Origin of the sequence: Mesorhizobium xinjiangense (genome assembly GCF_009749525.1) — a bacterium.
In the GTDB taxonomy this organism is placed as follows: Bacteria; Pseudomonadota; Alphaproteobacteria; order Rhizobiales; family Rhizobiaceae; genus Mangrovimarina; species Mangrovimarina xinjiangensis.
This window is the reverse complement of the sequence record NZ_WOAC01000008.1, coordinates 34,005-60,118: the sequence shown is the minus strand read 5'-3', so window position 1 is coordinate 60,118 and position 26,114 is coordinate 34,005. Positions and strand designations below refer to the sequence as shown.

Annotated in this window: 20 protein-coding genes and 1 tRNA gene; 14 read left to right on the top strand and 7 right to left on the bottom strand. The window is 64.8% G+C overall.

The window, feature by feature from the left end; genetic code table 11:
* Positions 1–80 precede the first annotated feature (80 nt).
* The gene (hemH, locus tag GM909_RS10470; protein ID WP_157016337.1) at positions 81–1,145 is read left to right on the top strand and encodes a ferrochelatase; all 1,065 of its coding nucleotides are present in this window, start codon (positions 81–83) and stop codon (positions 1,143–1,145) included.
* 6 nt (positions 1,146–1,151) lie between these two features.
* Here the strand turns inward: hemH and GM909_RS10465 are convergent, their stop codons facing one another.
* Positions 1,152–2,150: a KpsF/GutQ family sugar-phosphate isomerase gene (locus GM909_RS10465; RefSeq protein WP_157016336.1), complete on the bottom strand. Its 999-nt coding sequence runs from the start codon at positions 2,148–2,150 to the stop codon at positions 1,152–1,154.
* A gap of 298 nt (positions 2,151–2,448) precedes the next feature.
* On the opposite strand from GM909_RS10465, the gene GM909_RS10460 reads away from it, so the two are divergent.
* Positions 2,449–4,047, top strand: coding sequence for an outer membrane beta-barrel protein (locus tag GM909_RS10460; RefSeq protein WP_198174205.1), 1,599 nt, complete (start codon positions 2,449–2,451; stop codon positions 4,045–4,047).
* Positions 4,048–4,068: 21 nt separating this feature from the next.
* On the opposite strand, the gene galU is transcribed toward GM909_RS10460, so the two are convergent.
* Complete coding sequence (gene galU / locus GM909_RS10455; RefSeq protein ID WP_157016334.1) at positions 4,069–4,953, bottom strand: UTP--glucose-1-phosphate uridylyltransferase GalU; 885 nt, start codon at positions 4,951–4,953, stop codon at positions 4,069–4,071.
* Positions 4,954–5,158: 205 nt separating this feature from the next.
* Here galU and GM909_RS10450 point away from each other — a divergent pair, with 205 nt between their 5' ends.
* Both GM909_RS10450 and GM909_RS10445 read left to right on the top strand, forming a co-directional pair.
* A complete protein-coding gene (locus tag GM909_RS10450) occupies positions 5,159–6,379 on the top strand; it encodes a lytic murein transglycosylase (protein WP_157016333.1) in 1,221 nt (406 codons plus the stop codon).
* A complete protein-coding gene (locus tag GM909_RS10445; protein ID WP_157016332.1) occupies positions 6,360–7,574 on the top strand; it encodes an SGNH/GDSL hydrolase family protein in 1,215 nt (404 codons plus the stop codon). The genes GM909_RS10450 and GM909_RS10445 overlap by 20 nt, the downstream gene beginning before the upstream one ends.
* 69 nt (positions 7,575–7,643) lie before the next feature.
* Here the strand turns inward: GM909_RS10445 and GM909_RS10440 are convergent, their stop codons facing one another.
* On the bottom strand, positions 7,644–9,098 hold the full coding sequence (locus GM909_RS10440) for a glutamate synthase subunit beta (protein ID WP_157016331.1): 1,455 nt from the start codon (positions 9,096–9,098) through the stop codon (positions 7,644–7,646).
* 205 nt (positions 9,099–9,303) lie between these two features.
* Positions 9,304–14,034: a glutamate synthase large subunit gene (gene gltB / locus GM909_RS10435; protein ID WP_157016330.1), complete on the bottom strand. Its 4,731-nt coding sequence runs from the start codon at positions 14,032–14,034 to the stop codon at positions 9,304–9,306.
* Positions 14,035–14,532: 498 nt separating this feature from the next.
* Here gltB and GM909_RS10430 point away from each other — a divergent pair, with 498 nt between their 5' ends.
* From GM909_RS10430 to GM909_RS10410, 5 genes are all read left to right on the top strand, one after another.
* Positions 14,533–15,582: a threonine aldolase family protein gene (locus tag GM909_RS10430; RefSeq protein ID WP_157016329.1), complete on the top strand. Its 1,050-nt coding sequence runs from the start codon at positions 14,533–14,535 to the stop codon at positions 15,580–15,582.
* A gap of 146 nt (positions 15,583–15,728) precedes the next feature.
* Positions 15,729–16,052 (top strand): BufA1 family periplasmic bufferin-type metallophore, encoded by a 324-nt coding sequence (locus GM909_RS10425; RefSeq protein ID WP_157016328.1) that lies wholly within the window; start codon positions 15,729–15,731, stop codon positions 16,050–16,052.
* 45 nt (positions 16,053–16,097) lie between these two features.
* Positions 16,098–17,006, top strand: a complete 909-nt coding sequence (bufB, locus tag GM909_RS10420) for an MNIO family bufferin maturase (protein WP_157016327.1) — start codon at positions 16,098–16,100, stop codon at positions 17,004–17,006.
* Positions 16,990–17,784, top strand: coding sequence for an HvfC/BufC N-terminal domain-containing protein (locus GM909_RS10415; RefSeq protein ID WP_157016326.1), 795 nt, complete (start codon positions 16,990–16,992; stop codon positions 17,782–17,784). The genes bufB and GM909_RS10415 overlap by 17 nt, the downstream gene beginning before the upstream one ends.
* A gap of 17 nt (positions 17,785–17,801) precedes the next feature.
* The gene (locus GM909_RS10410; protein WP_235911814.1) at positions 17,802–18,410 is read left to right on the top strand and encodes a DoxX family protein; all 609 of its coding nucleotides are present in this window, start codon (positions 17,802–17,804) and stop codon (positions 18,408–18,410) included.
* A gap of 102 nt (positions 18,411–18,512) precedes the next feature.
* Here GM909_RS10410 and GM909_RS10405 read toward each other — a convergent pair whose 3' ends face one another.
* Positions 18,513–18,980: an Hsp20 family protein gene (locus tag GM909_RS10405; RefSeq protein WP_157016325.1), complete on the bottom strand. Its 468-nt coding sequence runs from the start codon at positions 18,978–18,980 to the stop codon at positions 18,513–18,515.
* A 380-nt stretch (positions 18,981–19,360) separates the two neighbouring features.
* Between GM909_RS10405 and GM909_RS10400 the strand changes: the two genes are divergently transcribed.
* Entirely contained in the window at positions 19,361–20,350 is a 990-nt protein-coding gene (locus GM909_RS10400; protein WP_157016324.1) for an alpha/beta fold hydrolase, read from the top strand.
* 12 nt (positions 20,351–20,362) lie between these two features.
* On the opposite strand, the gene hisN is transcribed toward GM909_RS10400, so the two are convergent.
* Both hisN and GM909_RS10390 read right to left on the bottom strand, forming a co-directional pair.
* The gene (hisN, locus tag GM909_RS10395; protein ID WP_157016323.1) at positions 20,363–21,136 is read right to left on the bottom strand and encodes a histidinol-phosphatase; all 774 of its coding nucleotides are present in this window, start codon (positions 21,134–21,136) and stop codon (positions 20,363–20,365) included.
* A 241-nt stretch (positions 21,137–21,377) separates the two neighbouring features.
* Entirely contained in the window at positions 21,378–22,316 is a 939-nt protein-coding gene (locus GM909_RS10390; protein WP_157016322.1) for an N-formylglutamate amidohydrolase, read from the bottom strand.
* A 170-nt stretch (positions 22,317–22,486) separates the two neighbouring features.
* On the opposite strand from GM909_RS10390, the gene cpdR reads away from it, so the two are divergent.
* From cpdR to GM909_RS10370, 4 genes are all read left to right on the top strand, one after another.
* Entirely contained in the window at positions 22,487–22,849 is a 363-nt protein-coding gene (gene cpdR / locus GM909_RS10385) for a cell cycle two-component system response regulator CpdR (protein WP_157016321.1), read from the top strand.
* Between the two features lie 83 nt (positions 22,850–22,932).
* Positions 22,933–23,007, top strand: a tRNA-Val gene (locus GM909_RS10380).
* A gap of 292 nt (positions 23,008–23,299) precedes the next feature.
* Positions 23,300–25,015, top strand: coding sequence for a chloride channel protein (locus tag GM909_RS10375; RefSeq protein ID WP_198174204.1), 1,716 nt, complete (start codon positions 23,300–23,302; stop codon positions 25,013–25,015).
* Positions 25,002–26,111 carry an ABC transporter substrate-binding protein gene (locus GM909_RS10370; RefSeq protein ID WP_157016319.1) on the top strand — a complete coding sequence of 370 codons (1,110 nt, stop codon included), beginning with the start codon at positions 25,002–25,004 and terminating at the stop codon, positions 26,109–26,111. The genes GM909_RS10375 and GM909_RS10370 overlap by 14 nt, the downstream gene beginning before the upstream one ends.
* Positions 26,112–26,114: the final 3 nt, after the last annotated feature.

Sequence of the window (26,114 nt, the reverse complement as noted above, 5' to 3'; positions counted from 1 at the left end):
GTCCCGCTCAAACGGAATCGTTTGAGCGAAAGGTACATGCTCCAGCATATTGATCTGGCGCAGCAGGGATCAGGGCAAAGATGACACTCGAACCGACACTCGCCCGGAAAGGGGCAAAAGAGCGCGGGCCGCTTCCCGCGGACCGTTCTCCGGTCAAGCCACGAAAGGTCGGCGTGCTGCTGGTCAATCTGGGCACGCCCGAAGGCACCGACTACTGGCCGATGCGCCGCTATCTGAGCGAGTTCCTCTCCGATCGGCGCGTCATCGAATGGCCGCGTGCCCTGTGGTACCCGATCCTCCAGGGCATCGTGCTTAGCACGCGGCCGAAGAAGTCCGGCGCCGCCTATGCCAAGATCTGGAACAAGGAGCGCAATGAATCGCCGCTGCGCACCTATACCCGCTCCCAGGCCGAGAAACTGGCCGCCTCACTCGCCAATGAGCCTGCCGTCATGGTCGACTGGGCGATGCGCTACGGCAATCCGTCGATGGAGACGGTGCTTCAGCGCATGGTCGCCGAGGGGTGCGAGCGCGTCGTCATGTTCCCGCTCTACCCGCAATATTCCGCCACCACGACAGCGACCGTGAACGACAAGTTCTTCGAGGCGCTGATGGCAATGCGCGCCATGCCTGCCTCGCGCACTGTTCCAAGCTATCATGACGAACCGGCCTATATCGAGGCGCTCGCCCGCTCGATCGAGACGCGTCTGGCCACGCTCGACGTCGAGCCGGATGTCGTCATCGCCTCCTATCACGGCATACCGCAGAGCTATTCGCGCCGCGGCGACCCTTATCATGACCAGTGCCTTGAAACGTCGCGCCTGCTGCGCCAGCGCCTCGGCTGGGACGAGAACAGGCTCATGACCTGCTTCCAGTCGCGCTTCGGGCCGGAAGAATGGCTGCAGCCCTATACCGACAAGACAGTGGAGCGGCTGGCCCGCGAAGGGGTGAAGTCGATCGCAATCCTCAATCCGGGCTTCGTCGCCGACTGTCTGGAAACGCTCGAGGAGATCGCCGGCGAAGCAAGTGAGATCTTCCGCGAGCATGGCGGCGAGAACTTCACCCATATTCCCTGCCTCAACGACAGCGAAGAGGGCATGGCCGTCATCGAGGCAATGGTGCGCCGGGAACTTTCCGGCTGGGTGTGACGGTGATCAGGCCGCGCCGATGCGCAACAGGTCGTGCATATGGACGATGCCGACCGGGCGGCCCTTATCGACCACCATCAGCGTTGTGATCGAGGAGGCGTTGATGATCTGCAGCGCCGAGGCTACCAGCGTGTCGGGTGACGCCGTCTTGGGCGCGCACGTCATGACGTCGTCGACCGGCATGGCCAGGAGATCGGCGTCGATATGCCGCCTGAGATCGCCGTCGGTAATGATGCCCTTGAGGGCACCCTCCTCGCCGATGACGCCGACGCAACCAAAACCCTTGCGCGAAATCTCGATGATGGCGTCGCCCATGCGGCTTCCCGACGGAACGAGCGGAAGCCGTTCGCCGGTGTGCATGATCTCGCCCAGCTTGGTGAGCTTGGCGCCGAGCTGTCCGCCGGGATGGAAGGTGCGGAAATGTTCTGCCGTGAAACCGCGCGCTTCCAGAAGCGCGATGGCCAGGGCATCGCCGATGACAAGCTGCATCAGCGTCGAGGTGGTCGGCGCGAGCCCATGCGGGCACGCCTCGGCCACGCGCGGCAGGACGATGACGATATCGGAGGCCCGCGCCAGGGCGGACGCTTCGCCCGAAGTGATTGCGATCAGCGGAATGGCGAAGCGGCGCGAATAGGCGACGATCCCCTTGAGTTCCTGCGTTTCCCCGGACCATGACATGGCGATGATCGCGTCGTCCTTGGCGATCATGCCGAGATCACCATGATTGGCCTCGGCCGGATGGACGAAAAAGGCCGGCGTACCGGTGGACGCGAAAGTCGCGGCCATCTTCGAGCCGATATGGCCGCTCTTGCCGACGCCCGTGACGATGACGCGCCCCGAAATGTGCGAGATCGTTTCGACCGCGCGTGCGAACGGCTCGGACAGCCCGTTGTCCAGGGCCGCGGCGAGAGCTGTCAGGCCGGCCTGCTCGGTGCCGACCGTACGGACCGCCGAAGCGACCGCAGCCGCCCGATCGAACGCCTTCATCAATGGTTTCGCGTGCATGCGCCCGTCTATCCTCTGCCCGTTACGCTGTCCACCCACATCGCTGCGCCGCCCGCGCCATCCGTTCAACCCTCCATTAACCGAACAGGTTTACTGATTGCTAAAGTCTCGTGCAGGCGGCACGAATTGGGCTTTAGAGCAATCCAGGAGAATCGAGAACCGGTTCTCCGTCCGGAAGTGCGTCAAATCAAAGGGTTGGATCGGCGAACCGATACCGTGAAGCGGCAAGCTGATCTAGGGGCATGGAATGGCTATTTGGCGGCAGCGGGCAAGATTCGCCTGGCGCGGCGGGCGGCGAATGCCCTTGCTGTGCGCCGCGACGGCGGCTGCGGTGCTGTGCCCCATCGCAGCGGCAAACGCCCAGGCGCTGGTACTGCGCGGCGGCATCGACGAGCTTGCGGTGACCGGCTCGCTCCTGGCCGATGAGCCTCTGACGGGGCGCGGATCCGCCCTTGCGGGCGACAAAACGCCGGTGCGGCCGGAACGGCCCGCCGCGTCCGGCCAGAATTATCAACCGATCAGCCAAGGCGCCACGGCCGAAGACGCCGCCGAACCGCAACGCTCCGACCCGCCGGACCGTGATGCCGCCGTCCCGACGGCCAGGCCCCGGACGACGGACACTGCCTCCCTGCCCGACGAGATCCAGACGGCGGCGACCAACCAGGACCGCACCGAGCTTTTCGACGATAGGCCGGCGCAACGCACCCCGCGCGAAAACCGGCGCGTCGCGGCGATCAGCGGACGCGCGCCGCAACGCGAGGCCGAGCCCTATGCGCCGCTCGGCCTTCGGATCGGCAATTTCGACGTCTTCGGCGAACTCGATCAGGGCGCAATGTGGACGTCCAATGTCGATTCCAGCCCCACGGGCGGTGAGGGCGTGGTGTCGGAAACCGCGCTGCGCCTGACCGCCGTTTCCGACTGGACACGCCATTCGGCCAGGCTGGAGGCGCAGGGCCTGTGGCGTGAATCGGTTTCCGGCGCATCGCTGTCGGAATTTTACGGCGATGCCCGGGGCGCGCTCGAACTGGACCTGACTTCCGATTTCGCCCTTCGCGCCGGGCTCGGCTATGCCGTTCGGCCGGAATCGGCCTCCTCGCCGGTCGAGATCGTGGGCATCGCGTCCCAGCCCACCGTGCAGACCCTATCGGCCGAACTCGGCCTGGAAAAGCGCGCCGGCCGGCATCGTTTCAATGTAACGGGATCGGTTGAACGCGACATCTATTCCGATGCCGACCTGTCGACCGGCGGTACGCTTTCGCAGGACGACCGCAATTCCACGCTGGCGCTGTTGTCGTTGCGCGCCGGTTACGAAGTGTCGCCCGCCCTCATACCTTTCGTGGAGGCCGATATCGGCCGTCGCTTCTACGACCAGAGGACCGACGACGCCGGCTACCAGCGCTCGGGCGACCAATACGGTCTCGCGGCCGGTCTCGAATGGAACTTCGGCGAGAAGCTCAACGGCGAATTTTCGGCCGGCTGGGTCGAGGAGCGGTTCGACGACGATCGGTTGAAGGCGATTTCGGGGCCCGGTCTCGCCGCAGCCGTCGACTGGTCGCCTCATCGCGGAACGAGTGTGGAACTGTCGGGCACGACCATCGTGGAAGGCTCGACAACGCCGGGCGAGAGCGGTTCGATCCTGTATGAGGGCCTTGTCGTTGCGCGGCGCGAAATTCGCGCGAATCTTGATGCCGAAGCCGGCCTCGGCGCGGCCTGGCGCGACTATTCCGACTCCTCCGATCACGAACTGCGCTGGCTTGCCCGGACCGGCGGCACATGGTGGCTCAACCGCTATGCCGGGCTCGACGGCCGGCTCGAATATGAGCGTTTCACCAGCACCCTGCCCGGCCGCGACTACCGCACCGCGAGCCTCTATCTCGGCCTGAAATTGCAGCGCTGACGCCGCAGCACGCGCCCCGCCTCAGGAACGCGCCGGCTTGTCCAGAAAGGACTCGATGAGACCCAGGACCCTGTCATGCATGGCCGGGTTGCTCAGCGCATAGGCCACATTGGCCTCGATGAAGCCTTCCGGCGAGCCGCAGTCGAAGGTGCGGCCGCGATAAGGATGGGCGAAGAAGGGCTGCGTTTCCATCAGCTTCAGCATCGCGTCGGTGAGCTGGATCTCGCCGCCGGCGCCCTTTTCCTGGCGCGACAGCAGGTCGAAGATCTGCGGCTGCAGGATGTAGCGCCCGTTGATGAAATAATTCGACGGCGCCGTGCCGGGCGCCGGCTTTTCCACCATGCCTGTGACCTCGAAACCGTTGGCAACCGACGGGCCCATGGCCACGATGCCGTATTTGTGCGCCTCGGCGGGATCGCATTCCTGCACCGCGATGACGTTCTTGCCGGTCCGCTCGTAAAGCTCGACCATCTCGCTCGTGCAGCCTTTTGCCGATTGCATGATCATGTCCGGCAGGAGCAGCGCGAAAGGCTCGTCACCGACCAGTTCGCGGGCGCACCACACCGCATGGCCGAGCCCGAGCGGCACCTGCTGGCGGGTGAAGCTGGTCTGGCCGGCCTGCGGCTGCAGGCGCTGCAGATGAGCCAGTTGGTCGTCCTTGCCGCGCTGGGCGAGCGTATCGTAAAGCTCGACCTGGACGTCGAAATGGTCCTCGATCACCGCCTTGTTGCGCCCGGTGACGAAGATGAAATGCTCGATGCCCGCTTCGCGCGCCTCGTCGACGACATACTGGATGACGGGCTTGTCGACCACCGGCAGCATCTCCTTCGGGATAGCCTTCGTCGCCGGCAGGAAGCGTGTCCCCAACCCGGCGACGGGAAAGACGGCCTTGCGGATTTTCTTCATGCTTCCTTGTTTCCTGAACTTGCATGGTTGCCATGATCGACGGGCGCCACAATGACGCCTCAAAGATAACGTCGCGTGAACTGAACACCTTCATGTTCGGCGCGTCGACGGATCGGCAAGTGTCTTGTAGAATTCGCGGATGGTAAACCCTTTGCTAACTCCGAGGCGCGGAGAATTCATGTCTTCGTGATTCCAGGAGGCAAGGATGAAAGTCGGCAATATCGTGGCTCGCACTCTATCGGCGGCGGCTCTGGCCGCGATGGTCTGTCTGGCCTGGACGTTCCAGGCCAGCGCCGACGCCGGTTTCCAGCGCTGGGTGGCGGATTTCAAGAACACCGCGGCACGCGCCGGCATCAACAGCCGGACCTACGACCTGGCGTTCAGGGGTGTCACCGCGCCGGACCCGGAAGTGCTTGAGAAAGCCCGCTATCAGCCGGAATTCACCGCGCCCGTCTGGGACTATTTCGACAACCGCGTGCACGAGCAATCTGTCGCCGAAGGCCGCCAGATGGCGCGCCAATGGAAACGGTGGCTCGACCATATCGAAGCGCGCTACGGCGTCGACCGTCACATCCTGCTCGCCATATGGTCGATGGAGACCAACTATGGCCGGATCCTCGACAATGACAAGGTCATGCGCAGTGTCGTGCGCTCGCTCGCCACGCTCGCCTATGCCGACCGCCGCCGCGCCAAGTTCGCCCGCACGCAGCTCATCGCGGCGCTGAAGATCCTGCAAAGCGGCGACATCGACGTCAGTCACCTCACCGGGTCGTGGGCCGGCGCGATGGGCCACACCCAGTTCATCCCGACGAGCTACCAGGCCTATGCGGTCGACGCCGACGGCAACGGACGGCGCGACATCTGGAACTCGGTTCCCGACGCCCTGGCGACGGCCGCCAATCTGCTGAGAAAGAATGGCTGGCGTAGCGGCGAGACCTGGGGATACGAGGTGGTCCTGCCGGGCGGCCGCAAATTCCCCGCCGGCACCATGTCGCTGGCGAAGTGGCAATCGATCGGCGTGCGCCGGGCCAACGGAAAGCCCTTTCCGCGCCCCTCCGACAGCGCCGAACTGAAGGTCCCGGAAGGACGCGCCGGGCCGGCCTTTCTGGTGACGAAGAATTTCTTCGTCCTCAAGCGTTACAACAATGCCGATAAGTATGCGCTGGCCGTCGGCCTGCTCGCCGACCAGATTGCCGGCCATGGCGGGCTCGTTCGCGACTGGAACCGCCCCTTCACCAAGCTGAGCTTCCGGGAAAAGCAGGAATTGCAGAAGCGCCTCAATTCGGCCGGTTACTATGACGGCAAGATCGACGGCAAGATCGGCAGCGGTTCGCGCGCCGCCATCATGTCCTACCAGCAGGACAGGGGGCTGCCCGAGGACGGGCATGCGAGCAAGGAAATCCTCAATGTATTGCGGGGTCGCTGAGCACAGGCATACGGCGAACAAACGGGCGCGCGGGCGCATCCCGGCCGGCCGGCTGGCCGGCGTTCTGGCGCTTGCGGCGCTGGCGCTCATGGCCTTGATGCCGACGCAGCAGGCGGTCGCGCAGGAGCGGCCGCGCACATTGCTGGAATTCCTGTTTCCCGGAATGCGCGCCGAACCCAGGCGGGAACGCCAGCGAACCGTGGCGCCGCGCCGCCGTTCGACCACGACCCGCCCCGTGCGCCGCACCCGGCCGGCACGCCAGCAACCCGCAGCGCCGCCCACCCCTGTCGTCGAAAAGGCCGCGGATGCGCGCAAGATCCTCGTCGTCGGCGACTTCATGGGCGCCGGCCTGGCAGAAGGCCTCGCGGAGGCGGCGGCCGAAAACCCCAATCTCATCATCGTCGAACGGACCAAAGGCTCCTCGGGCCTCGTGCGCGACGACTATTATGACTGGCTGACCGAGCTGCCCCCGATCCTGGAGGAGGAAAGCCCGGCCGTCGCCGTCATGATGATCGGCTCCAACGACCGCCAGGCGATGCGCGTGGCCGGCCGCAGCGAGCCGGTACGTTCCGAGGACTGGACGAGCGAATATGAGCGGCGGGCGAACGGCGTTGCCGCGATCATGGAGGATGCCGGCATGCCCTTTGTCTGGGTCGGCCAGCCGGCATTCAGACCCGGCAAGATGTCGTCCGACATGATCGCCTTCAACGACATTCTGCGCCAGGCGGCCGAGGCGCATGGCGGCGCATTCGTCGATATATGGGACGGCTTCGTGGACGAGCAGGGTGCGTTTGCGGCCAACGGGCCCGACATAAACGGCCAGCCGGTGCGCCTGCGCGCCGGCGACGGCATCAACCTGACGCGGGCCGGCAAGCGCAAGATCGCCTTTTATGCCGAAAGGCCGCTCGAGCGCATATTGGGCATCGCGATCAGCGGCTCACCGTCGGAAACGCCGGAGGCAGCCGTGCCAGTCGCCCCGGAAGACATTTCATCGATCGACCGCACGCCGCCCATCTCGCTCGTCAATCCGAGCTACAGCGACGATGTCGAACTGCTCGGCGCCGGCCGGCCGGACAAACACGATGAAGCCCGCACGGCCGCGGAGAAACTGGTCATCGAAGGCATCGCGCCTGAGTCCCGGCCGGGTCGCGTGGATGACTATTCGGTCCGTCGCACCCCATCCGCCGGGCCGTAGACCGCCTCACGCGGAATAGGCCGAGCACCCTACCGAGCCAGGCAGTCGAATTCGCCTGCCTGCCGCGCGTCATCGCGGCAGGACGGTCGTCCCCATCAGGAACTTGTCGATGGCATGCGCGGCCTGCCGGCCTTCGCGGATCGCCCAGACGACCAGCGATTGCCCGCGCCGCACGTCGCCGGCGGTAAACAGCTTGTCGACGCTGGTCATGTAGTCGCGGTCATTGGCCACCACATTGGTCGAACGCCGACCATCGACATTCGTTTCGAGCCGGTCGCCGAGTTCGGCCAGGAGACCGGTCTCGGCCGGCCCGGCAAAGCCGATGGCGACGAATGCGAGATCGGCGCGGATGACAAACTCGGTTCCGGCGATCGGCTTGCGCTTCTCGTCGACCTCGCTGCATTTCACGCCCGTCAGCACACCGTCCTCGCCGACGAATTCGAGCGTAGCGACCTGGAACTCGCGTTCCGCCCCCTCTGCCTGGCTCGAGGATGTGCGCATCTTGGTCGCCCAATAGGGCCAGACGGTGAGCTTGTCTTCCTTCTCCGGCGGCTGCGGCCGGATATCGAGCTGGGTGACGCGCACCGCGCCCTGGCGGAACGCCGTGCCGACGCAGTCGGACGCCGTGTCGCCCCCGCCGACAACCACAACATGCTTGCCGCCGGCCAGGATCGGGGCGGACGGCCAGGCCACGGACTGGATGTCCTCGCCGCCCACCCGGCGGTTTTGCTGCACCAGATAAGGCATGGCATCATGCACGCCGGCAAGCTCGGTTCCCGGAATGCCGGCCGGACGCGGCTTTTCCGAACCGCCGCAATAGAGCACCGCGTCGTAAGCGCCGAGCAGTTCGTCGACGCTCTTGTCGACGCCGACATTGACGCCGCAATAGAATGTGACGCCCTCGCCCTCCATCTGCTCGACGCGGGTGTCGACATGGTGCTTCTCGATCTTGAAGTCGGGAATGCCGTAGCGCATCAATCCGCCCGGCCGGCTCTCGCGCTCATAGACATGCACGTCGTGGCCGGCCCGGCCGAGTTGCTGGGCGGCCGCCATTCCGGCCGGACCGGAGCCGATGATGGCAACCGTCTTGCCCGTCTTGTGCTCGGCCGGCTGCGAGCGGACATAGCCCGTTTCATAAGCCTTGTCGGCAATCGCCTGTTCCACCGTCTTGATGGCCACGGGAACGTCTTCGAGGTTGAGCGTGCAGGCTTCCTCGCACGGCGCGGGACAGATGCGCCCGGTCCATTCGGGGAAGTTGTTGGTCGAATGCAGGTTGCGGATCGCGGTGTCCCAGTCGCCGTTATAGACTAGGTCGTTCCAGTCCGGGATCTGGTTGTGGACCGGGCAGCCCGTCGGCCCGTGGCAATAGGGGATGCCGCAATCCATGCAGCGCGCCGCCTGCTTTTCGACCTCCTTGTCCGACATCGGCAGCGTGAACTCGCGGAAATGCCGGATACGGTCGGCCGCGGGCTGGTACTTGTGCACCTGCCGGTCGATCTCAAGAAAGCCTGTAACCTTACCCATACCCTGTCCTTGTCTTCAAACTGCTATTGCCGCAGCTGGCATCACACCGGTGGCCAACTTGGTCCCCAAAACCAGTACGCCGACCCCACAACAGCGCCCAGCACGATGACCTCCACTCCAGCATTGCCGCTGACGACGTAAACCGCCACTGGAACGGCAACGCCGATCAGAATTGAGATCGCGGTGTGAACCAGCGGCAGCGAACTCATTCCGCCGCGATGCCCATGCGCATGCGCTCCATCTCCTCGAGCGCACGGCGGTACTCGACGGGCATCACCTTCCTGAATTTCGGCCGGTAGTCAGCCCAGTTGTCCAGGATTTCCTTGGCCCGCGCGGAACCGGTGTAGTGCATGTGGTTGGAGATGAGCTGAACCAGCCGCTCCTCGTCGTGGCGCGTCATGTCGCCGGACACGTCGACACGGCCCTTATGCGCCAGGTCGCCGCCGTGATGGTGCAGCTTCTCCAGCATGTCGTCTTCTTCGGGCACCGGCTCGAGCTCGACCATGGCCATGTTGCAGCGCTCGGCGAAATCGCCTTCCTCGTCCAGCACATAGGCCACGCCGCCCGACATGCCGGCGGCGAAGTTGCGCCCCGTCTGGCCGATGACGACGACGATGCCTCCGGTCATGTATTCGCAGCCATGGTCGCCCACGCCCTCGACGACGGCGACCGCGCCCGAATTGCGCACGCCGAAGCGTTCGCCGGCCACGCCGCGGAAATAGCACTCGCCCTCGACCGCGCCGTAGAGCACCGTGTTGCCGACGATGATCGACTTCTCGGGCACGATGCCGGATTCGGCCGGCGGCCGGATGACGATGCGGCCGCCCGACAGGCCCTTGCCGACATAGTCGTTGCCGTCGCCGATCAGATCGAAGGAGATGCCGCGCGCCAGGAACGCGCCGAAGGACTGTCCGGCCGTGCCGCGCAGCGTCACGGCAATGGTGTCCGGCTTCAAACCCTTGTGGCCGAAGCGCTTGGCGAGCGCACCTGAAAGCATGGCTCCCGTCGAGCGGTCCACATTGCGGATATCGGTCTCGATCTGCACCGGCTCCTTGCTTTCCAGCGCCGGCGCCGCCTCGGCGATCAGCTTGCGGTCGAGCACATTGTCGATCGGATGCTTCTGCCGCTCGGTCCAGTGGATCGCCTGTTTCGGCGCATCCGGCTTGAAGAAGACGCGCGCAAAATCCAGTCCGCGCGCCTTCCAATGGTCGATCAGCGGTCGCTTTTCGAGCAGTTGCGTCTCGCCGATGATCTCGTCGAGCTTGCGATAGCCCATCGCGGCCAGCAGCGCGCGCACCTCTTCGGCAATGTAGAAGAAGAAGTTGATCACATGCTCCGGCGTGCCCTTGAAACGCTTTCTGAGCACCGGATCCTGTGTGGCAATGCCGACCGGGCAGGTGTTCAAGTGGCACTTGCGCATCATCAGGCAGCCCGCCGCGATCAGCGGCGCGGTGGAAAAGCCGAACTCGTCGGCGCCAAGCAGCGCACCGATGACGACGTCGCGGCCGGTGCGCAGGCCGCCGTCGACCTGCAGCGCCACTCTGCTGCGCAAGCCGTTGAGCACCAGGGTCTGGTGCGTCTCGGCCAGGCCCATTTCCCACGGGCTGCCGGCATGCTTGAGCGAGGTGAGAGGCGAGGCGCCCGTTCCGCCGTCATAGCCGGCAATGGTGATGTGATCGGCGCGCGCCTTTGCGACGCCGGCGGCGACCGTTCCGACACCCACCTCGGAGACCAGCTTGACCGAGACGTCGGCGTCCGGATTGACGTTTTTCAGGTCGAAGATGAGCTGCGCCAGGTCCTCGATCGAATAGATGTCGTGGTGCGGCGGAGGTGAGATCAACCCCACGCCCGGCGTCGAATGCCGCGTCTTGGCAATCGTCGCGTCCACCTTGTGGCCGGGCAACTGCCCGCCCTCGCCGGGCTTGGCGCCCTGCGCGACCTTGATCTGGATCATGTCGGAATTGACCAGGTATTCGGTCGTCACGCCGAAGCGGCCGGACGCCACCTGCTTGATCGCCGAACGCTCGGGATTGGCTGAGCCGTCCGGCAATGGCAGGAACCGATCCGGCTCCTCGCCGCCCTCGCCGGTGTTGGACTTGCCGCCGATCGTGTTCATGGCGCGCGCCAGCGTGGTGTGCGCCTCGCGGCTGATCGAGCCGAAGGACATGGCGCCGGTGGAAAAACGCCGCACCAGTTCCGTCGCCGGCTCGACCTCGTCGATCGGCACCGGCTGGCGGCCGGTCTCTTCGGCCGTCTGGATATTGAACAGTCCACGGATCGTCTTGGCGCGCGCGGTGGCGCTGTCGATCTGCTCGGAATACTCCTTGTAGGTCTCCCAGGAACCCTTGCGCACGGCGTGCTGCAGCGTCGCGATCGCGTCGGGCGTCCACAGATGCGCCTCGCCGCGCATGCGGTACATATATTCGCCGCCCACCTCGAGCGCATTGCGCAGCACCGGATCGCTGCTGAAGGCGGCGCGATGGCGGCGCATCGTCTCTTCGGCCACCTCGTCCAGGCCCACGCCCTCGATGGTCGTGGCGGTGCCGGTGAAATACCGGTCGACGAACTCGCTCTTCAGACCGACGGAATCGAAGATCTGCGCCCCGCAATAGGACTGGTAGGTCGAGATGCCCATCTTGGACATCACCTTCAGGATACCCTTGCCGATCGACTTGATGTAGCGCTCGACCACCTCCCGGGCGTCGACCTCGGGCGGGAACTCGCCGCGCTTGTGCATCTCGTGCAAGGTGTCGAAAGCCAGATAGGGGTTGATCGCCTCGGCGCCGTAGCCGGCCAGGCAGCAGAAATGATGCACCTCGCGCGGCTCGCCCGATTCGACCACCAGGCCGACGGCCGTGCGCAAACCCTTGCGGATGAGATGATGATGCACCGCCGCCGTCGCCAGAAGCACCGGGATGGCGATGCGGTCGGGCCCGATCTGCCGGTCCGACAGGATGATGATGTTGTAGCCGCCGGCGACAGCGGCCTCGGCCCGCTCGCACAACCGCTCCAGCGCCCCCGTCATGCCGGCCGCGCCCTCGCCGGCCGGATAGGTGATGTCGAGCGTCTTGGTGTCGAAGCGGTCCTCGGTATGGCCGATGGAGCGGATCTTCTCCAGGTCGCCATTGGTCAGGATCGGCTGGCGCACCTCGAGCCGCTTGCGGCGCGAATTGCCGACCAGGTCGAAGATGTTCGGCCGCGGTCCGATGAAGGACACGAGGCTCATGACGAGCTCCTCGCGGATCGGGTCGATCGGCGGATTGGTGACCTGGGCGAAGTTCTGCTTGAAATAGGTGTAGAGCAGCTTCGACTTGTCCGACATGGCCGAAATCGGCGTGTCGGTGCCCATCGAGCCGATCGCCTCCTGACCGGTCGTCGCCATCGGCGCCATCAGGATCTTGGTGTCTTCCTGCGTGTAGCCGAAGGCCTGCTGGCGGTCGAGCAGGCCGACATCCTTTCTGAGTGCCCGCGGCTCGACCGGCTCCAGCTCTTCCAGGATGAGCTGGGTGTTGGCGAGCCACTGCTTGTAGGGGTGCTGGCGGGCGATCTCGGCCTTGATCTCCTCGTCGGAGACGATCCGGCCTTTCTCGATGTCGAGCAGCAACATGCGGCCGGGCTGCAGGCGCCACTTCTGGATGATCTTTTCCTCCGGCACCGGCAGCACGCCGGCCTCAGAAGCCATGATGACGCGGTCGTCATTCGTCACGATATAGCGGGCCGGGCGCAGGCCGTTGCGGTCCAGCGTGGCACCGATCTGGCGCCCGTCGGTGAAGGCCACGGCGGCCGGGCCGTCCCACGGCTCCATCAGGGCCGCGTGATATTCGTAGAACGCCTGACGTTCCTTGCTCATCAGCTTGTTGCCGGCCCAGGCTTCCGGGATCAGCATCATCATGGCGTGGACGAGCGAATAGCCCCCCTGGAACAGGAACTCGAGCCCATTGTCGAAGCAGGCCGTGTCGGACTGTCCGTCATAGGAGATCGGCCACAACTTCGAGATATCGTTGCCGAACAGCTCGGAATCGACCGAGGCCTGGCGCGCCGCCATCCAGTTATTGTTGCCGCGCACCGTGTTGATCTCGCCATTGTGAGCGACCATGCGGTAGGGATGGGCCAGCTTCCAGGACGGGAAGGTGTTGGTCGAAAAGCGCTGATGGACCAGCATCAGCGCCGTCTCGAAGCGCGGATCGAGGAGATCCTTGTAATAGGCGCCGACCTGGCTCGCCAGGAACATGCCCTTGTAGACGATCGTGCGCGCCGACAAGGATACGCAATAGGCGCCGATGTCCTTGTTGTCGTTCTCCGCATATATGCGGCCCGAAATGACCTTACGCAGGATATAGAGCCGGCGCTCGAACTCATCGTCATCATCCATCTCGGGCGGACGCCCGATGAAGACCTGACGGTGAAACGGTTCGGCCGCGACGATCTCCGGCGCCGTCGACAGAGAGGAATTGTCGACCGGGACATCGCGGAATCCGATCAGTTGCAGGCCCTCGGAGCGTACCGATTCGCGGATGATGTCGTCGATATGCGTCCGCATCGGCGCATCGGACGGCATGAACCAGTGGCCCACACCATACTGGCCTGCCGGCGGCAGCTCGATGCCGTCCTTGGCCATCTCCTCGCGGAAGAAGCGGTCGGGAATCTGCACCAGAACGCCGGCACCGTCGCCGACCAGCGGGTCGGCCCCGACGGCACCGCGATGGGTGAGGTTCTCGAGCATGAACAGACCGTCCTTGACGATCTGGTGGGACTTCACGCCCTTCATATTGGCGATGAAACCGACGCCGCACGCGTCGTGCTCGTTGCGCGGATCGTAAAGACCCCGCGCCGCCGGCAGCGCGAAAGTTTGGGGAGCGGCGCGTTTGACGGCGCGCGCCTCGGTCTGGGCGGCCGAGCGGTGCTCCGTCGTCACAGATGGCGTCAGTTCCGTCATCGTCAATCCTCCAAACAACACCCTTTCAGGGTGACTTGACCTCCCGGGCGCACATCATAGCAGCGCAGCCCGGCTCTGCACACGGGCCGACGGGCTTGCCCGGGCCGGCCGTATCGATCGCTGTTTGCCTTGCCTGTTGGCGGAAACCCGCCACGCCGGCTTGTGCCTGGCACTCGGCGCGCATGCAACCGGGCCGGCATCGTCGCCGGGTCCAGTTCGGTTGCTCAGCAAAATTAAGACAGCACTCCTGTCCTAATTTCTATGCCAGAAATGCCGCCGCCACACAAGACCAAATCATCAATTCAGGGCGGCTGCGGCGAAAGTTTCGGTCCCGCAAGGCGTGCAAGGCGTAATTATATGTCGAAATAGGCCAAATGTGCCAGATCGCAACAGAGAAAATCGCGCCCTATCTGCGCCCCGTCGCAGCGCCGGCCTTGATACGGCGCGGTGCACAATGCAATGTCGCCGGCCTGTTCAGCAACCTCTTCGGAATGCCTCATGTACTTCGCATCTGACAACTGGGCCGGAGCCCATCCCGCCGTCGCCGCCGCGCTCGCCGACCATGCCGCGGGCTATGCCAGCGCCTATGGCGCAAGCGACCTCGACAAGGACGTGAGCGCCCGCTTCAGCGAATTGTTCGAGCGCGAGGTCGCCGTCTTTTTCGTCTCCACCGGCACCGCCGCCAATGCGCTGTCGCTGGCGTCCGTCAACCGCCCGGGCGGCGTTTCCTTCTGCCACCGCGAAGCGCATCTGATCGAGGACGAATGCGGCGCGGCCGAATATCTCACCGGCGGACAGCGCCTGTGCCCCGTCGACGGCGCGCTCGGCCGCATAGACCCGGAGGACCTGGAACACGCGATTGCACGCTACCCGGTCGGTTTCGTCCATGGCGGACGTCCGATGGCGGTCTCGATCACCCAGGCGAGTGAGATCGGGACCGTCTATGGCCTCGACGACATCCGCGCGATCTCGCAGATCGCCGGCAAGCACGGACTGCCGCTGCATATGGATGGCGCGCGATTCGCCAACGCGCTCGTGTCACTCGACGTCACGCCGGCAGAGATGACCTGGAAAGCCGGCGTCGACATCCTCTCCTTCGGCGGCACCAAGAACGGCTGCTGGTGCGCCGAGGCGGTCGTCCTGTTCGATCCGGCGCGTGCCGGCGAATTCGCCTTCGTCCACAAGCGTGCCGCGCAGCTTTTTTCCAAGTCGCGCTTCGTTGCCGCCCAGTTCGACGCCTATTTCCGCGACGATCTGTGGCTTCGATCGGCGCGCCACGCCAACCGCATGGCGGCCCGGCTCGCCGCGCATATGAACGAGAGCGCAGCGATGCGGCTGGCCTGGGAGCCGCAGGCCAACGAAGTGTTCGCCTTCCTCGGACAGGCCGACGCGAAGAGGCTGATGGAAGCCGGCGCCATGTTTTACGATTGGCATGTGCCGGGCGGCCTCGTCGAGGCGCCGCGGCCGGACGAATCTCTCTACCGTTTCGTGACCAGCTTTGCGACCACCGAGGACGACATCGACCGCTTTGCCGATATGGCCGGCTGACCAACATTACAATTCGGTAACGTCAGCGTCAGGAGAACGTGAAAACGGCTCGCGCTGCGTTGATTTCCAAGTGACCGTCTCCTCTGAAACGATGCTCCTCGCCGGAAGAAGCCGGCACGGAATATTTCTCAAGAGAGGAGATGCAGATGTCTACCAAGACCGCGCTCAGCGCCGCAACCGTGGCTGGTGCCGTTGCGACGGCGCTCGCAGGAATGGCCTACGCAGCGCCGCTGACGGAAGGCGAAGTGAAGGCGGCGATGGATGCCGGCATGGAGAAATGCTACGGCGTCGCGCTCGCCGGCCAGAACGACTGCGCCGCCGGCCCCGGCACGACCTGTCAGGGCACGTCGACCGTCGACTACCAGGGCAACTCCTGGAAATTCGTCGATGGCGGCACCTGCGCATCGATGGAGGTACCCGACGGCCGCAATGGCTCGATGGAGCCGCTCGACCGCGATCTGCCGTCCTGATTCCATCGCACGGGGGAGGGCCGGAAGACGAACCGGCGCGCAGCCATGAACGACATCACGATTGGATCACGCCGCTTTCCGGCCTTTCCCGTCGCCGGCCGCGCCGGCGCCAGTTTCAAGCCGCAGCACCTGGAGGCGATAGTCTCCGCCGGAGCCCGGGTCGGCTTCTTCGAAGTGCATGCTGAAAACTATATGGGCGCGGGCGGCCCGCCGCACGCCGCGCTGACGCGCATTCGCCGCGACTATCCGCTCCTTCTGCACGGCGTGTGCATGTCGATCGGCGGCCCGCAGCCGCTCGACAAGGATCATCTCGATCGCTTCGCGGCATTGGTCGGGCGCTACGTGCCGGCGGTCGTATCGGAGCACCTGGCATGGTCGACCCATGACGACGTCTTCTACAACGACCTTCTTCCCCTGCCCTTTACGGCCGCCACGCTGCGCACCGTCTGCGATCACATCGACGAGGTGCAGAGCGCGATCAAGCGGCCGATGCTGCTCGAAAATCCGTCGACCTATGTCGTCTTCGCAGAATCGGAATTCTCCGAGACCGATTTCATTGCCGAGATCGCGCGGCGCACCGGCTGCGGCCTGCTGCTCGACGTCAATAACGTCTTCGTATCGGCCACGAACCATGGATTCTCCGCGCTCGACTATCTGTCCGAATTCCCCCTGCAGCATGTCGGCGAGATCCATCTTGCCGGCCATGCCGAGCAGACGGATGACGAAGGCGAGTTGCTTTTGATCGACAGCCATGACGGACCCGTGGCGGACGCGGTGTGGAAACTCTACGACATCGTCATCGGCCGCTGCGGCCCGGTTGCGACCCTCGTCGAATGGGACAGCGCGATTCCCGATTGGACGATCCTCATGGCCGAGGCGGATGCGGCGCAGACGATCATGGACCGTCATTCCGCCTCGTTCGCAATTGGTGGGCGCCATGCCGTTGCCTCATAGACCGGAAGGGCCCCGCAACGATTTCACAGGGCGGTTCTGCGCGCCGCTGCTCGATCCTGAGCGCCCGACGCCGCGCGACGTCACCGGTCCGCGCAGCAAGGCGGCCGACAAGCGCTACGATGTCTACCGCAACAATGTGACCGTCAGCCTCATCGACACCCTCGGCGAAACCTATCCGGCCGTCCAGCGCATCGTGGGCAGGACGTTCTTCCGCGACATGGCGCGTATATTCGTGCGTGCCGAACCACCGCGTTCGCCGCTGCTGTTCGAATATGGACGCGGCTTCTCCGCCTTCATCGACGATTTCGAGCACACGGCCTCGATGCCGTGGCTGGGCGACGTGGCGCGCATCGAGCGCGCCTGGCTCGACGCCTATCACGCTGCCGACGCTCCGCCGCTGGCCCCCGAGACACTGGCAAACGTTCCCGCCGAAAGCCTTTCGACCATGGTCTTCACGCCGCATCCGGCCATGCGCGTTGTCCGTTCGGCCTATCCGGCAGTGACGATCTTCGCCGCAAACCGGCAAAGCGGCCCGGTCGGCAAGATACTGGAACGCGGCGGCGAAGACGCGCTGGTGACGAGACCGCATCTGGAGCTTTTCGTGCGCAAACTGCCTCCGGGAGGCGCCGTCTTCCTCGTCGCGCTGTGCGGCGGGAGGACGTTGGGCGAGGCGGCCGCCGAGGCGCTCGATCGCGAGCCCCGCTTCGATCTCGGCGCCAACATCGCCGCCATGCTGGAAGCGGGCGCATTCACGGCCGTCGAGGCGGCGAACTGCTGACGAGCGGACATGATCCCATGAACACACACGATATGAGACCAGCGGCGCACCGAGGCCGTTTCGCACTGGTTGCCCGTCTGGCGCGCCTGCACGGCTACGTGTTTGCGGCCATCGAGCGGGCATTGTCGGGCTGGTTCACCGGACTGGCCGCCCGGCTCGTCTTCGCAAGTGTGCTGCTCGTCTACTACCTCAACTCGGCCTGGCTGAAATTCGGCGAAGGGGTTTTCGGCTTTCTCAATCCCACGACCGGCGCCTTCGCCTCGATCCTGCCGAAGGCGATGGAGGCGCACGGCTTCGACAAGTCGGCCCTGCCCTTCTTTCCCTACCACATCATCGTCCATGCCGGCATGTGGAGCGAGCTGCTGCTGCCGCTGATGATCGTCGCCGGGCTTTTCAGTCGCATCGCCGCGCTCGGCATGATCGGCTTCGTCATGGTGCAGAGTTATGTCGACATCACCGGGCACGGGCTCGATGAAAAGTCGATCGGCCATATGTTCGACCGATTTCCCGACGCCATCATCTGGGATCAGCGCCTGTTGTGGGTCTTCGTCCTGATGATGATCGTGATCCACGGCCCCGGCCGGCTGTCGCTCGATCACCTGCTGGCCCGGACCTGGCAGCGGTGATTCCGCATACAAAAATGGCGCCCGGAACCGGGCGCCATCGATGAGGAATCGACTGGAACATGTACCTTTCGCTCAAACGTCACCGTTTGAGCGGGACATGTTCTAGTGGGCGGCCTTGCCCTCGATCTGCTTGGCCGTCGAACCGGCCGCAGAGATCTCGATCTTGCGCGGCTTCATCTCCTCGGGGATGTTGCGCTTGAGATCGATGTGCAGCAGGCCGTTCTTCAGCTCGGCGCCGGAGACCTCGACATGGTCGGCAAGCTGGAAACGGCGCTCGAAAGCGCGTGAAGCAATGCCCCGGTAAAGAGTCTCGGCACCGTCCTCGCCGTCGACGTCGGCCTTGGCGCCCTTGATCGTCAGCACGTTGCGGTGCGCTTCGATGGAAATGTCGCCCTCATCGAAGCCCGCCACCGCCATGGTGATGCGATAGGCGTCCTCGCCGGTGCGCTCGATATTGTAGGGCGGATAGGTCTGGCCGTTGTCAGGCTGGGTAATCGAATCCAACATGGTGAAAAGCCGATCGAACCCGACCGTGGAACGATAAAGGGGGGAAAAATCAACGTGACGCATGGTGTGTTCTCCTTCTGAGCAACAAGGTGTGCGCTTGGCGGAGCTTCAGGGACCCGGTAGCCGGCGTCCTTCGTCTCGCCAGTGGCCCCATCCTTGGCGGCCACGCAAAGTATCTGGGAATTCGCGCCGGCGGATTCAAGATCGCCGCTGCGGCCCGCCAACTCCACATGAACGTCGCATGAACGAGCGCTTCGGCCTGCATTCAGCTCTCTCCCTATAGCCTTGCTTCGACACGGGCGGTCTCACGAACGACAGACCGCCGCAGGCTCGGTCCGGGTGTAACGTCCCTTCCCCCGGATCTGGTGAGGCCGGGGGTGCCAGTGTGCGCCTCCGGCCTTTTCCCTTTGCTTTTGATCGAATGGCTTTCTATCAAATCGGATATGACGACGGCGTTGCACCTGCCCGCGAATGATCCATCGGCGGCCGCCGAGCTGCTGCTCGACATGCCGGGCAATCCCATGCCCGACAATGCGGCGGCCGGTTTCACGCCCGGCTTTGACGGCAAGAAGCTACGCTACGGACTGTTCGGTCCGACCGACCACCCGCTTGCAGGCTCCGTGGTCGTACTTCCCGGGCGCAATGAAAATATCGAGAAATACTTCGAGACGATCCGCCATCTCGCCGGCCGCGGTCTCGGCACGGCCATACTCGATTGGCGTGGGCAGGGCGGCTCGGAGCGCCTTATCCGCGACCCTGCACGCGGCTATGTCGAAAGTTTTTCACATTACGTGGCCGACCTCGACCGGTTCTTTCACGACATCGTGCTGCCGGATTGCCGCGGACCGTATTACGTGCTCGGCCATTCCATGGGCGCGCTCGTGGCGCTGCTTGCCGCGCCCCATCTCACCAACCGGGTCGAGCGCATGGTGCTGTGCGCACCGTTGCTGCAACTGGCGCGCGTCGCCCTGTCGCGTCCAGCGCTCGGGCGGCTGTCCGGCCTGCTGTTCGGGCTCGGCCTCGGCACCATGTATCTGGGCGGTGGGCCGCCGCATAAGCAGCAGCGGCCATTTTCGCTCAACCCGCTGACGAGCGATCCCGAGCGCTTCAAGCGCAATTCCGACATCGTGGCGATGCGTCCTTCGCTGGCACTCGGCGGCCCGACGGTTGCCTGGCTGCGCGCGGCATGCATCGCCATCGAGACGGTCACCGATCCGCGCTTCATGGCACGCCTGCGCATACCGACCCTGTGTCTGGCCGCCGGCCGCGACGAGATCGTCTCGACCGGCGCCATAGAGGACTACGCCTCGCAATTGCGTTACGGCAGCGTGCTCACCATCGACGGCGCACGGCACGAGCTGTTGCAGGAGGCCGATCTCTACCGCGAACAATGCCTGGCCGCGCTCGACGCCTTCATTCCGGGAAGCGGATAGCCAAATCCAACCTCACCGCCCGAGAAGGTCGAGCGCGGCGCGATGCAGTTCTGGCGTGGCGGCTGCGATAATGTCGCCGCCCTCCTCGGCCGGACCGCCCTGCCAGGTCGTCACGATACCGCCGGCCTGTTCGATGATGGGGATGAGACCGACAATGTCGTACGGGTTGAGACTGCACTCGATCACCAGGTCGACATGCCCTGCCGCCACCATCGCATAGGCATAGCAGTCCGTGCCGTAGCGCGGCAGACGCACGGCCTCTTCCACACGGTCGTAGAGCGCACGCCGCCGCGTATCGAAGAGCGCCGGCGTCGTCGTGCACAGTGTTGCCTCGTCGAGCCGGGTTGTCCGGCGCGTCTCGAGCCGCCGCGCCCCGCCCGGACCGTCGTAGAACGCGCCTTCGCCGGTGGCGTAATAGAGCTCGCCGGTGAAGGGTTGCGACATCAGCCCGCATACGGCCCTGCCGTTCTCGGTGAGGCCGACCAGCGTGCCCCAAAGCGGGATACCGGAGATGAAGGCGCGCGTGCCGTCGATCGGGTCGATGACCCAGACCCGCCCGGTCTCGCCCGGCTTGCCGCCATGTTCCTCGCCCAGAATGCCGTCGCGCGGATACTCCGCCTCGATCAGCGCCCGTATGACGCGTTCGGTCTCGCGGTCGGCCTCCGTGACGGGATCAAAGCCGCTCTCCAGCTTGTTGGCGACTGCACCTGCGCGGCGGAAGCGCGGCAGTGATTCGCCCGCCGCGGCCGTCGCGATGCGCCGCAGAAATTCAGCATTCACAGCCATTTCACCCCACCAACTGTTGCAGATTTGCCACAAAAATAGACCAATAGCGCGCTTATCAGGCGCCTGGCGGCCCAGCAATGCTGTTCAGACTTGACATTTGTGCAGCGCACAATACCCTTTCCTGTGAGCGGTTGATACCGTTCATGCCCTCCTTGGGCGTTTCCTCCCTAGACTTCGACCGCATCGTCAATCGATGCGGTCTTTTTTTCTCCAGAATCGATCCGGCTCTGTCGGGAATGCACTACTCGGCCGCCAGCGGCAAGTCGCGCGGGTTCGCCTGGTGCTGCGCTGTCAGGGCGAGGACGAAGCGCCTCAGATCGTCGGCGAGCGGCTCGAAGCCGCTCGTCTTTTGATAGCTCCGCTCATCCATGTAAAGGCCCCGATTGATCTCGATCTGGATGGCGTGGAGCCCACGCGCGGGCCGGCCGTAATGTTCGGTGATGAATCCGCCCGCATAGGGCTTGTTGTGTGCCACCGTATAGCCCATCGCCGACAACAGCTCGATCGCCGACTGCGTTATGGAGGCCGCCGCCGAGGTGCCGAAACGGTCGCCGACGATGAAATCCGGGCGCGCGCCCATCTCGCCCACCCGCACGCTGGCGGGCATGGAATGGCAGTCGACAAGAACCGCAGTGCCAAAGAGCGAATGTGTCTCCAGCATCATCTGGCGCAGCGTCTCGTGATAGGGCCGGTAGATGTGCTCGATACGGTCCACGGCCTCGTCGAGACCTATGCGGCCGGCATAGATCTCCTGCCCCTCCCCGACGATCCGCGGCACCGTTCCTAGTCCGCCGGCCACCCGCGCCGAGCGGCTGTTGACGTAAGGCGGCAGGGGCTCGCAATACATGCGCGGGTCGAGTTCCCAGGGCTCCCTGTTGACGTCGAGATAGGCCCGCGGGAAATGTGCCGTCAGGAGCGGCGCGCCGAATGCCACGACCGAGGCGAAGAGTTCGTCGACGAAGCAGTCCTCCGAGCGCCGGATACCCAATGCGTCCAGCCGCGACTGCTCCAGAAAGCGGCGCGGATAGGTGCGGCCGCTGTGCGGCGAGTTGAAGACGAAAGGAACTGTCTGGATTTCGGGACGCCGGCTGCCGAAAGCGGGGACATCGGCAAAATCAGCCTCAACGCTCATCGATGTCAAACCCGCTGCAACCGTTTCATCATGCAATGAAATTGCCATCTGACCATGCAACTGTCCAGTAACCATCGACTGAAGGCCGCCGCGTCGGATCGGCGCGCGCACCGTTGCGTCCGGCAAATTCACTTGATGTTTACCCTACCCGGCACATATATCGAGCTTGGTTAACGGGTGGCACGGGCCCGCCCCCGCTTGCGGATCTGGACAGCAAAATGGCACGAATTCTCCTCGCTGAAGACGACAACGACATGCGCCGCTTTCTTGTCAAGGCGCTGGAACGCGCCGGCTACGACGTGATCGACTACGACAATGGAGCCAGCGCCTATGAGCGCCTGCGCGAGGAACCATTCTCGCTGCTGCTCACCGACATCGTCATGCCCGAGATGGACGGCATCGAGCTTGCCCGCCGCGCCACCGAGATCGATCCGGATCTCAAGGTGATGTTCATCACCGGCTTTGCGGCCGTGGCGCTCAACCCCGATTCGAAGGCGCCGCGCGACGCCAAGGTGCTGTCCAAGCCCTTCCATTTGCGCGACCTCGTCAACGAGGTCGAGAAGATGCTTCAGGCCGCCTGACGCGATTGTTCACACCGCGGCGAATATTCGCCATTTGGCCATTGACGAGGGCACGCAAACTGTGGTGTATGCGCGGCGCTGATGGGCGTGTAGCTCAGCGGGAGAGCACTACGTTGACATCGTAGGGGTCACAGGTTCAATCCCTGTCACGCCCACCATCCAGCCCCCGAGTTTGTGATTTTTTCGGTTCGACCGTCAGGCGAATCTGCTGCGTGTAATGCGGTTGGCGCGCAAAATCGGCCGGTCGGTCAAGGCGGCCAGATTGGCGAAGGAACGGGACCTGCCGGTCCGCTGAGCCATCCGCACTCTCGATCTCCACGGAAATGTGTTGCACAGTCAGAGCGTTGATCGCGCGATCGGCCGTGTGGTGCTTCGCGGCGACGATCCGGGGAAGTCCAAGCGGCCGACAATTGACCAGCTGCGCGACAACGCTGCGGGAGTGAGGCTTTGGTGAGCCCTTTCTACAGGATCGTCGTCCTGACGCTGATCAGCATCTCGATCGGTGCGCTCGCGGCGTTCGCCGCCATCGGATTTGTCGATGCCGCCGCCTGGGTGAACGACCGGCTGCTGGTGGCGCCGCGCGCGCGTGTCCTCTATCAGGACAGGCCCTTGCTCGTGGCCGCGGCGACGATCTTGGTGCCACCGCTCGGCGGGCTTTTCGTCGGGCTCGCCTTGTGGCGGCTTTCAGCGCGCAAGCGGCCGCTCGGCCCCGCCGACGCCATCGTCTCGGTGCAGACGCGCACGCCGCTGCCCTCATTTCGCGATGGGCTCGTCTCGACCGGCGCGGCGATCGTGTCGCTCGGCTGCGGCGCCTCGGTCGGCCAGTACGGCCCGATGGTCTATCTCGGCGCCATGTTCGGGGAACTGGCGGGCCGGCTAAAACTCGGCATCGCCCATTTGCAGGGCGTGTGCATCGGCTGTGGTGTCGCGGCGGCGATCTCGACCGCCTTCAATGCGCCGATTGCCGGCCTTGTCTTCGCCCACGAGGTGATCCTGCGGCACTATTCCCTGCGCGCCTTCGCGCCGACCACCGTGGCTTCGGCGACCGGCTATGTCGTCGCCAACGTCTTCTTCCAGCGCGAGCCGCTCTTTGTCGTCACCTTCGGCGGAGTCGAGCACAGCTTCGAGTTCCTCCTTTTCGCGCTGGAAGGGGTTCTGTGCGCCTTCGTCGCCATCGGCTTCATGCGGCTCGTGCTGTATTGCGGCCGGCTGGCACAGGCGACGCGTCTGCCGCAGGCCGTGCGGCCCATGCTCGCCGGGCTCGCCGTCGGGCTGGTCGCGCTGGAGCTTCCCGAGGTCATGGGCATCGGTGCGGAGGCCCTGCGCTTCGCCACGATAGAGGGCGCCTTCTCGCCGGTCGAACTCGCCGTTCTGGTCGTCGCCAAGATTGCGCTGACGGCGCTGTGCATCGGCTTCGGCTTTTCCGGCGGCGTGTTCAGCCCGGCCCTCCTGATCGGCATCCTGTTCGGCGCCCTGTTCGGAACCTTGCTGTCCCTCGTCGTCCCGCTCGCAAGCTCCGGGCTGGTCGTCTACGCGATCTGCGGCATGATGGCGCTGGCGAGCCCGGTCATCGGCGCGCCGCTGACCACCATTGTCATCGTCTTCGAACTGACCCGCAACTACGCGCTAACCGTCGCCGCCATGGTCTCGGTGGTCTTTGCCAATCTGGTGGCCTTCCGCCTGTTCGGACGCTCGCTCTTCGATGCCCAGATCCTGGCGCGCGGATACGATCTGGCGCTCGGGCGCGACGGGGCCATGCTGGCCCATGCCCGCCTGGCCGACCACATGGTGGTCGACTTTCCCGTTTGCCGGGCCGAGGCGACGATGGGCACGGTGCGCCGGAACATGCGCGAACGCGACTGGGAATCGACCTTCGTGACCGACGAAGCGGGTCGCTATGTCGGCACGCTGGCCACGCGCGACGTGCTGGAATCGGATCCCGGCAGGTCGGCTGGGGAGGCAGCGGTGCGATGCCCCGTCGTGTTCGACGAAACGACGAGCATTCGCGAGGCCATGGATAGTCTCAAGAATTTTGTCGGCGATGCCGCGCCGCTCGTCGCCTCGAGCGATGGCCGCCTGCTCGGCGTCGTGCCGGAAGCGGTGGTCATTGGTGCCTATCTCGACATCTCCAACGAACTGAGGCGGGAGGAAAATGAATCGGCTTGAACGGTTCGCGATGGTCCTGTGCCTTGTTTCGCCGCTCGCCGCCCAGGCCGAGGAACGTGAGGCGCTGACGGTCGTTTCCTGGGGCGGCGCCTATGAAGAAAGCCAGCGCATCGCCTATTTCGATCCTTTCGAGCGCGCGGTCGGAGCCCGGATCGCCGTCGAACGCTACAATGGCGGGCTCAATGGCTTGCGCGCGGAACTGGCCGATGGCGAGACGGACTGGGATGTCATCGACTTGTTGTCGACCGACGCCCGCACCGGCTGCCGCGAGGGTCTTCTGGCGCCCTTCGATCCGGCGATCCTGGCGCCCGCCCCGGACGGCACGCCTGCCGAACGCGATTTCATCGACGGCGCGCTGCTTTCCTGCGCGGTGGTCCAGCTCGTCTTTTCCACTGTGATCGCCTATGACGAACGGGCCTATCCCGGCGAGAAGCCGCAAAGCGTCGCCGATTTCTTCGATGTCGAACGCTTTCCCGGCAAAAGGGCGCTGAAGAAGGCGCCGGAGGCAATGCTGGAATGGGCGCTCTTGTCCTACGGCGTGCCGCGCTCGCAGATCTACGACCTGCTCAGCACGCAGCGGGGCATGGACCTGGCCTTCCGCAGGCTCGATGCGATCCGCGACCACATCGTTTGGTGGGAAGATGCGGCCACGCCCGCCGCCCTTCTGACGAGCGGCGAGGTGGCGATGGCGAGCGGCTATAACGGCCGATTTTTCGACGCCCGCATATCCGGCAACGCCCCGATCTCCATCATCTGGGACGGCCAGCTACTCGACTACAATGCCTGGGCGATCCCCAGCGGCGCCGACCAGCCGGATCTGGCAAAGGAATTCATCCGCTTCGCCACACGCCCGGACCGGATGGCGGCGCAGGCCCGGCATATTCCCTACGGCCCCTCGCGCCGCTCCGCCCGGCGGCGCATCGGCTTTCATCCGGAGACCCTGACGCCGATGCGCGAACAGCTTCCCACGGCCGAACACCGCATGGGCACGGCGATCTGGCAGGACAGCGAATGGTATGCGCGCACCGCACGGCTGCGCCGGCGCCTCTTTAAGGCGTGGCTCGAAGACGATAGCACATCCGCGGCGCAGCGCTGACGA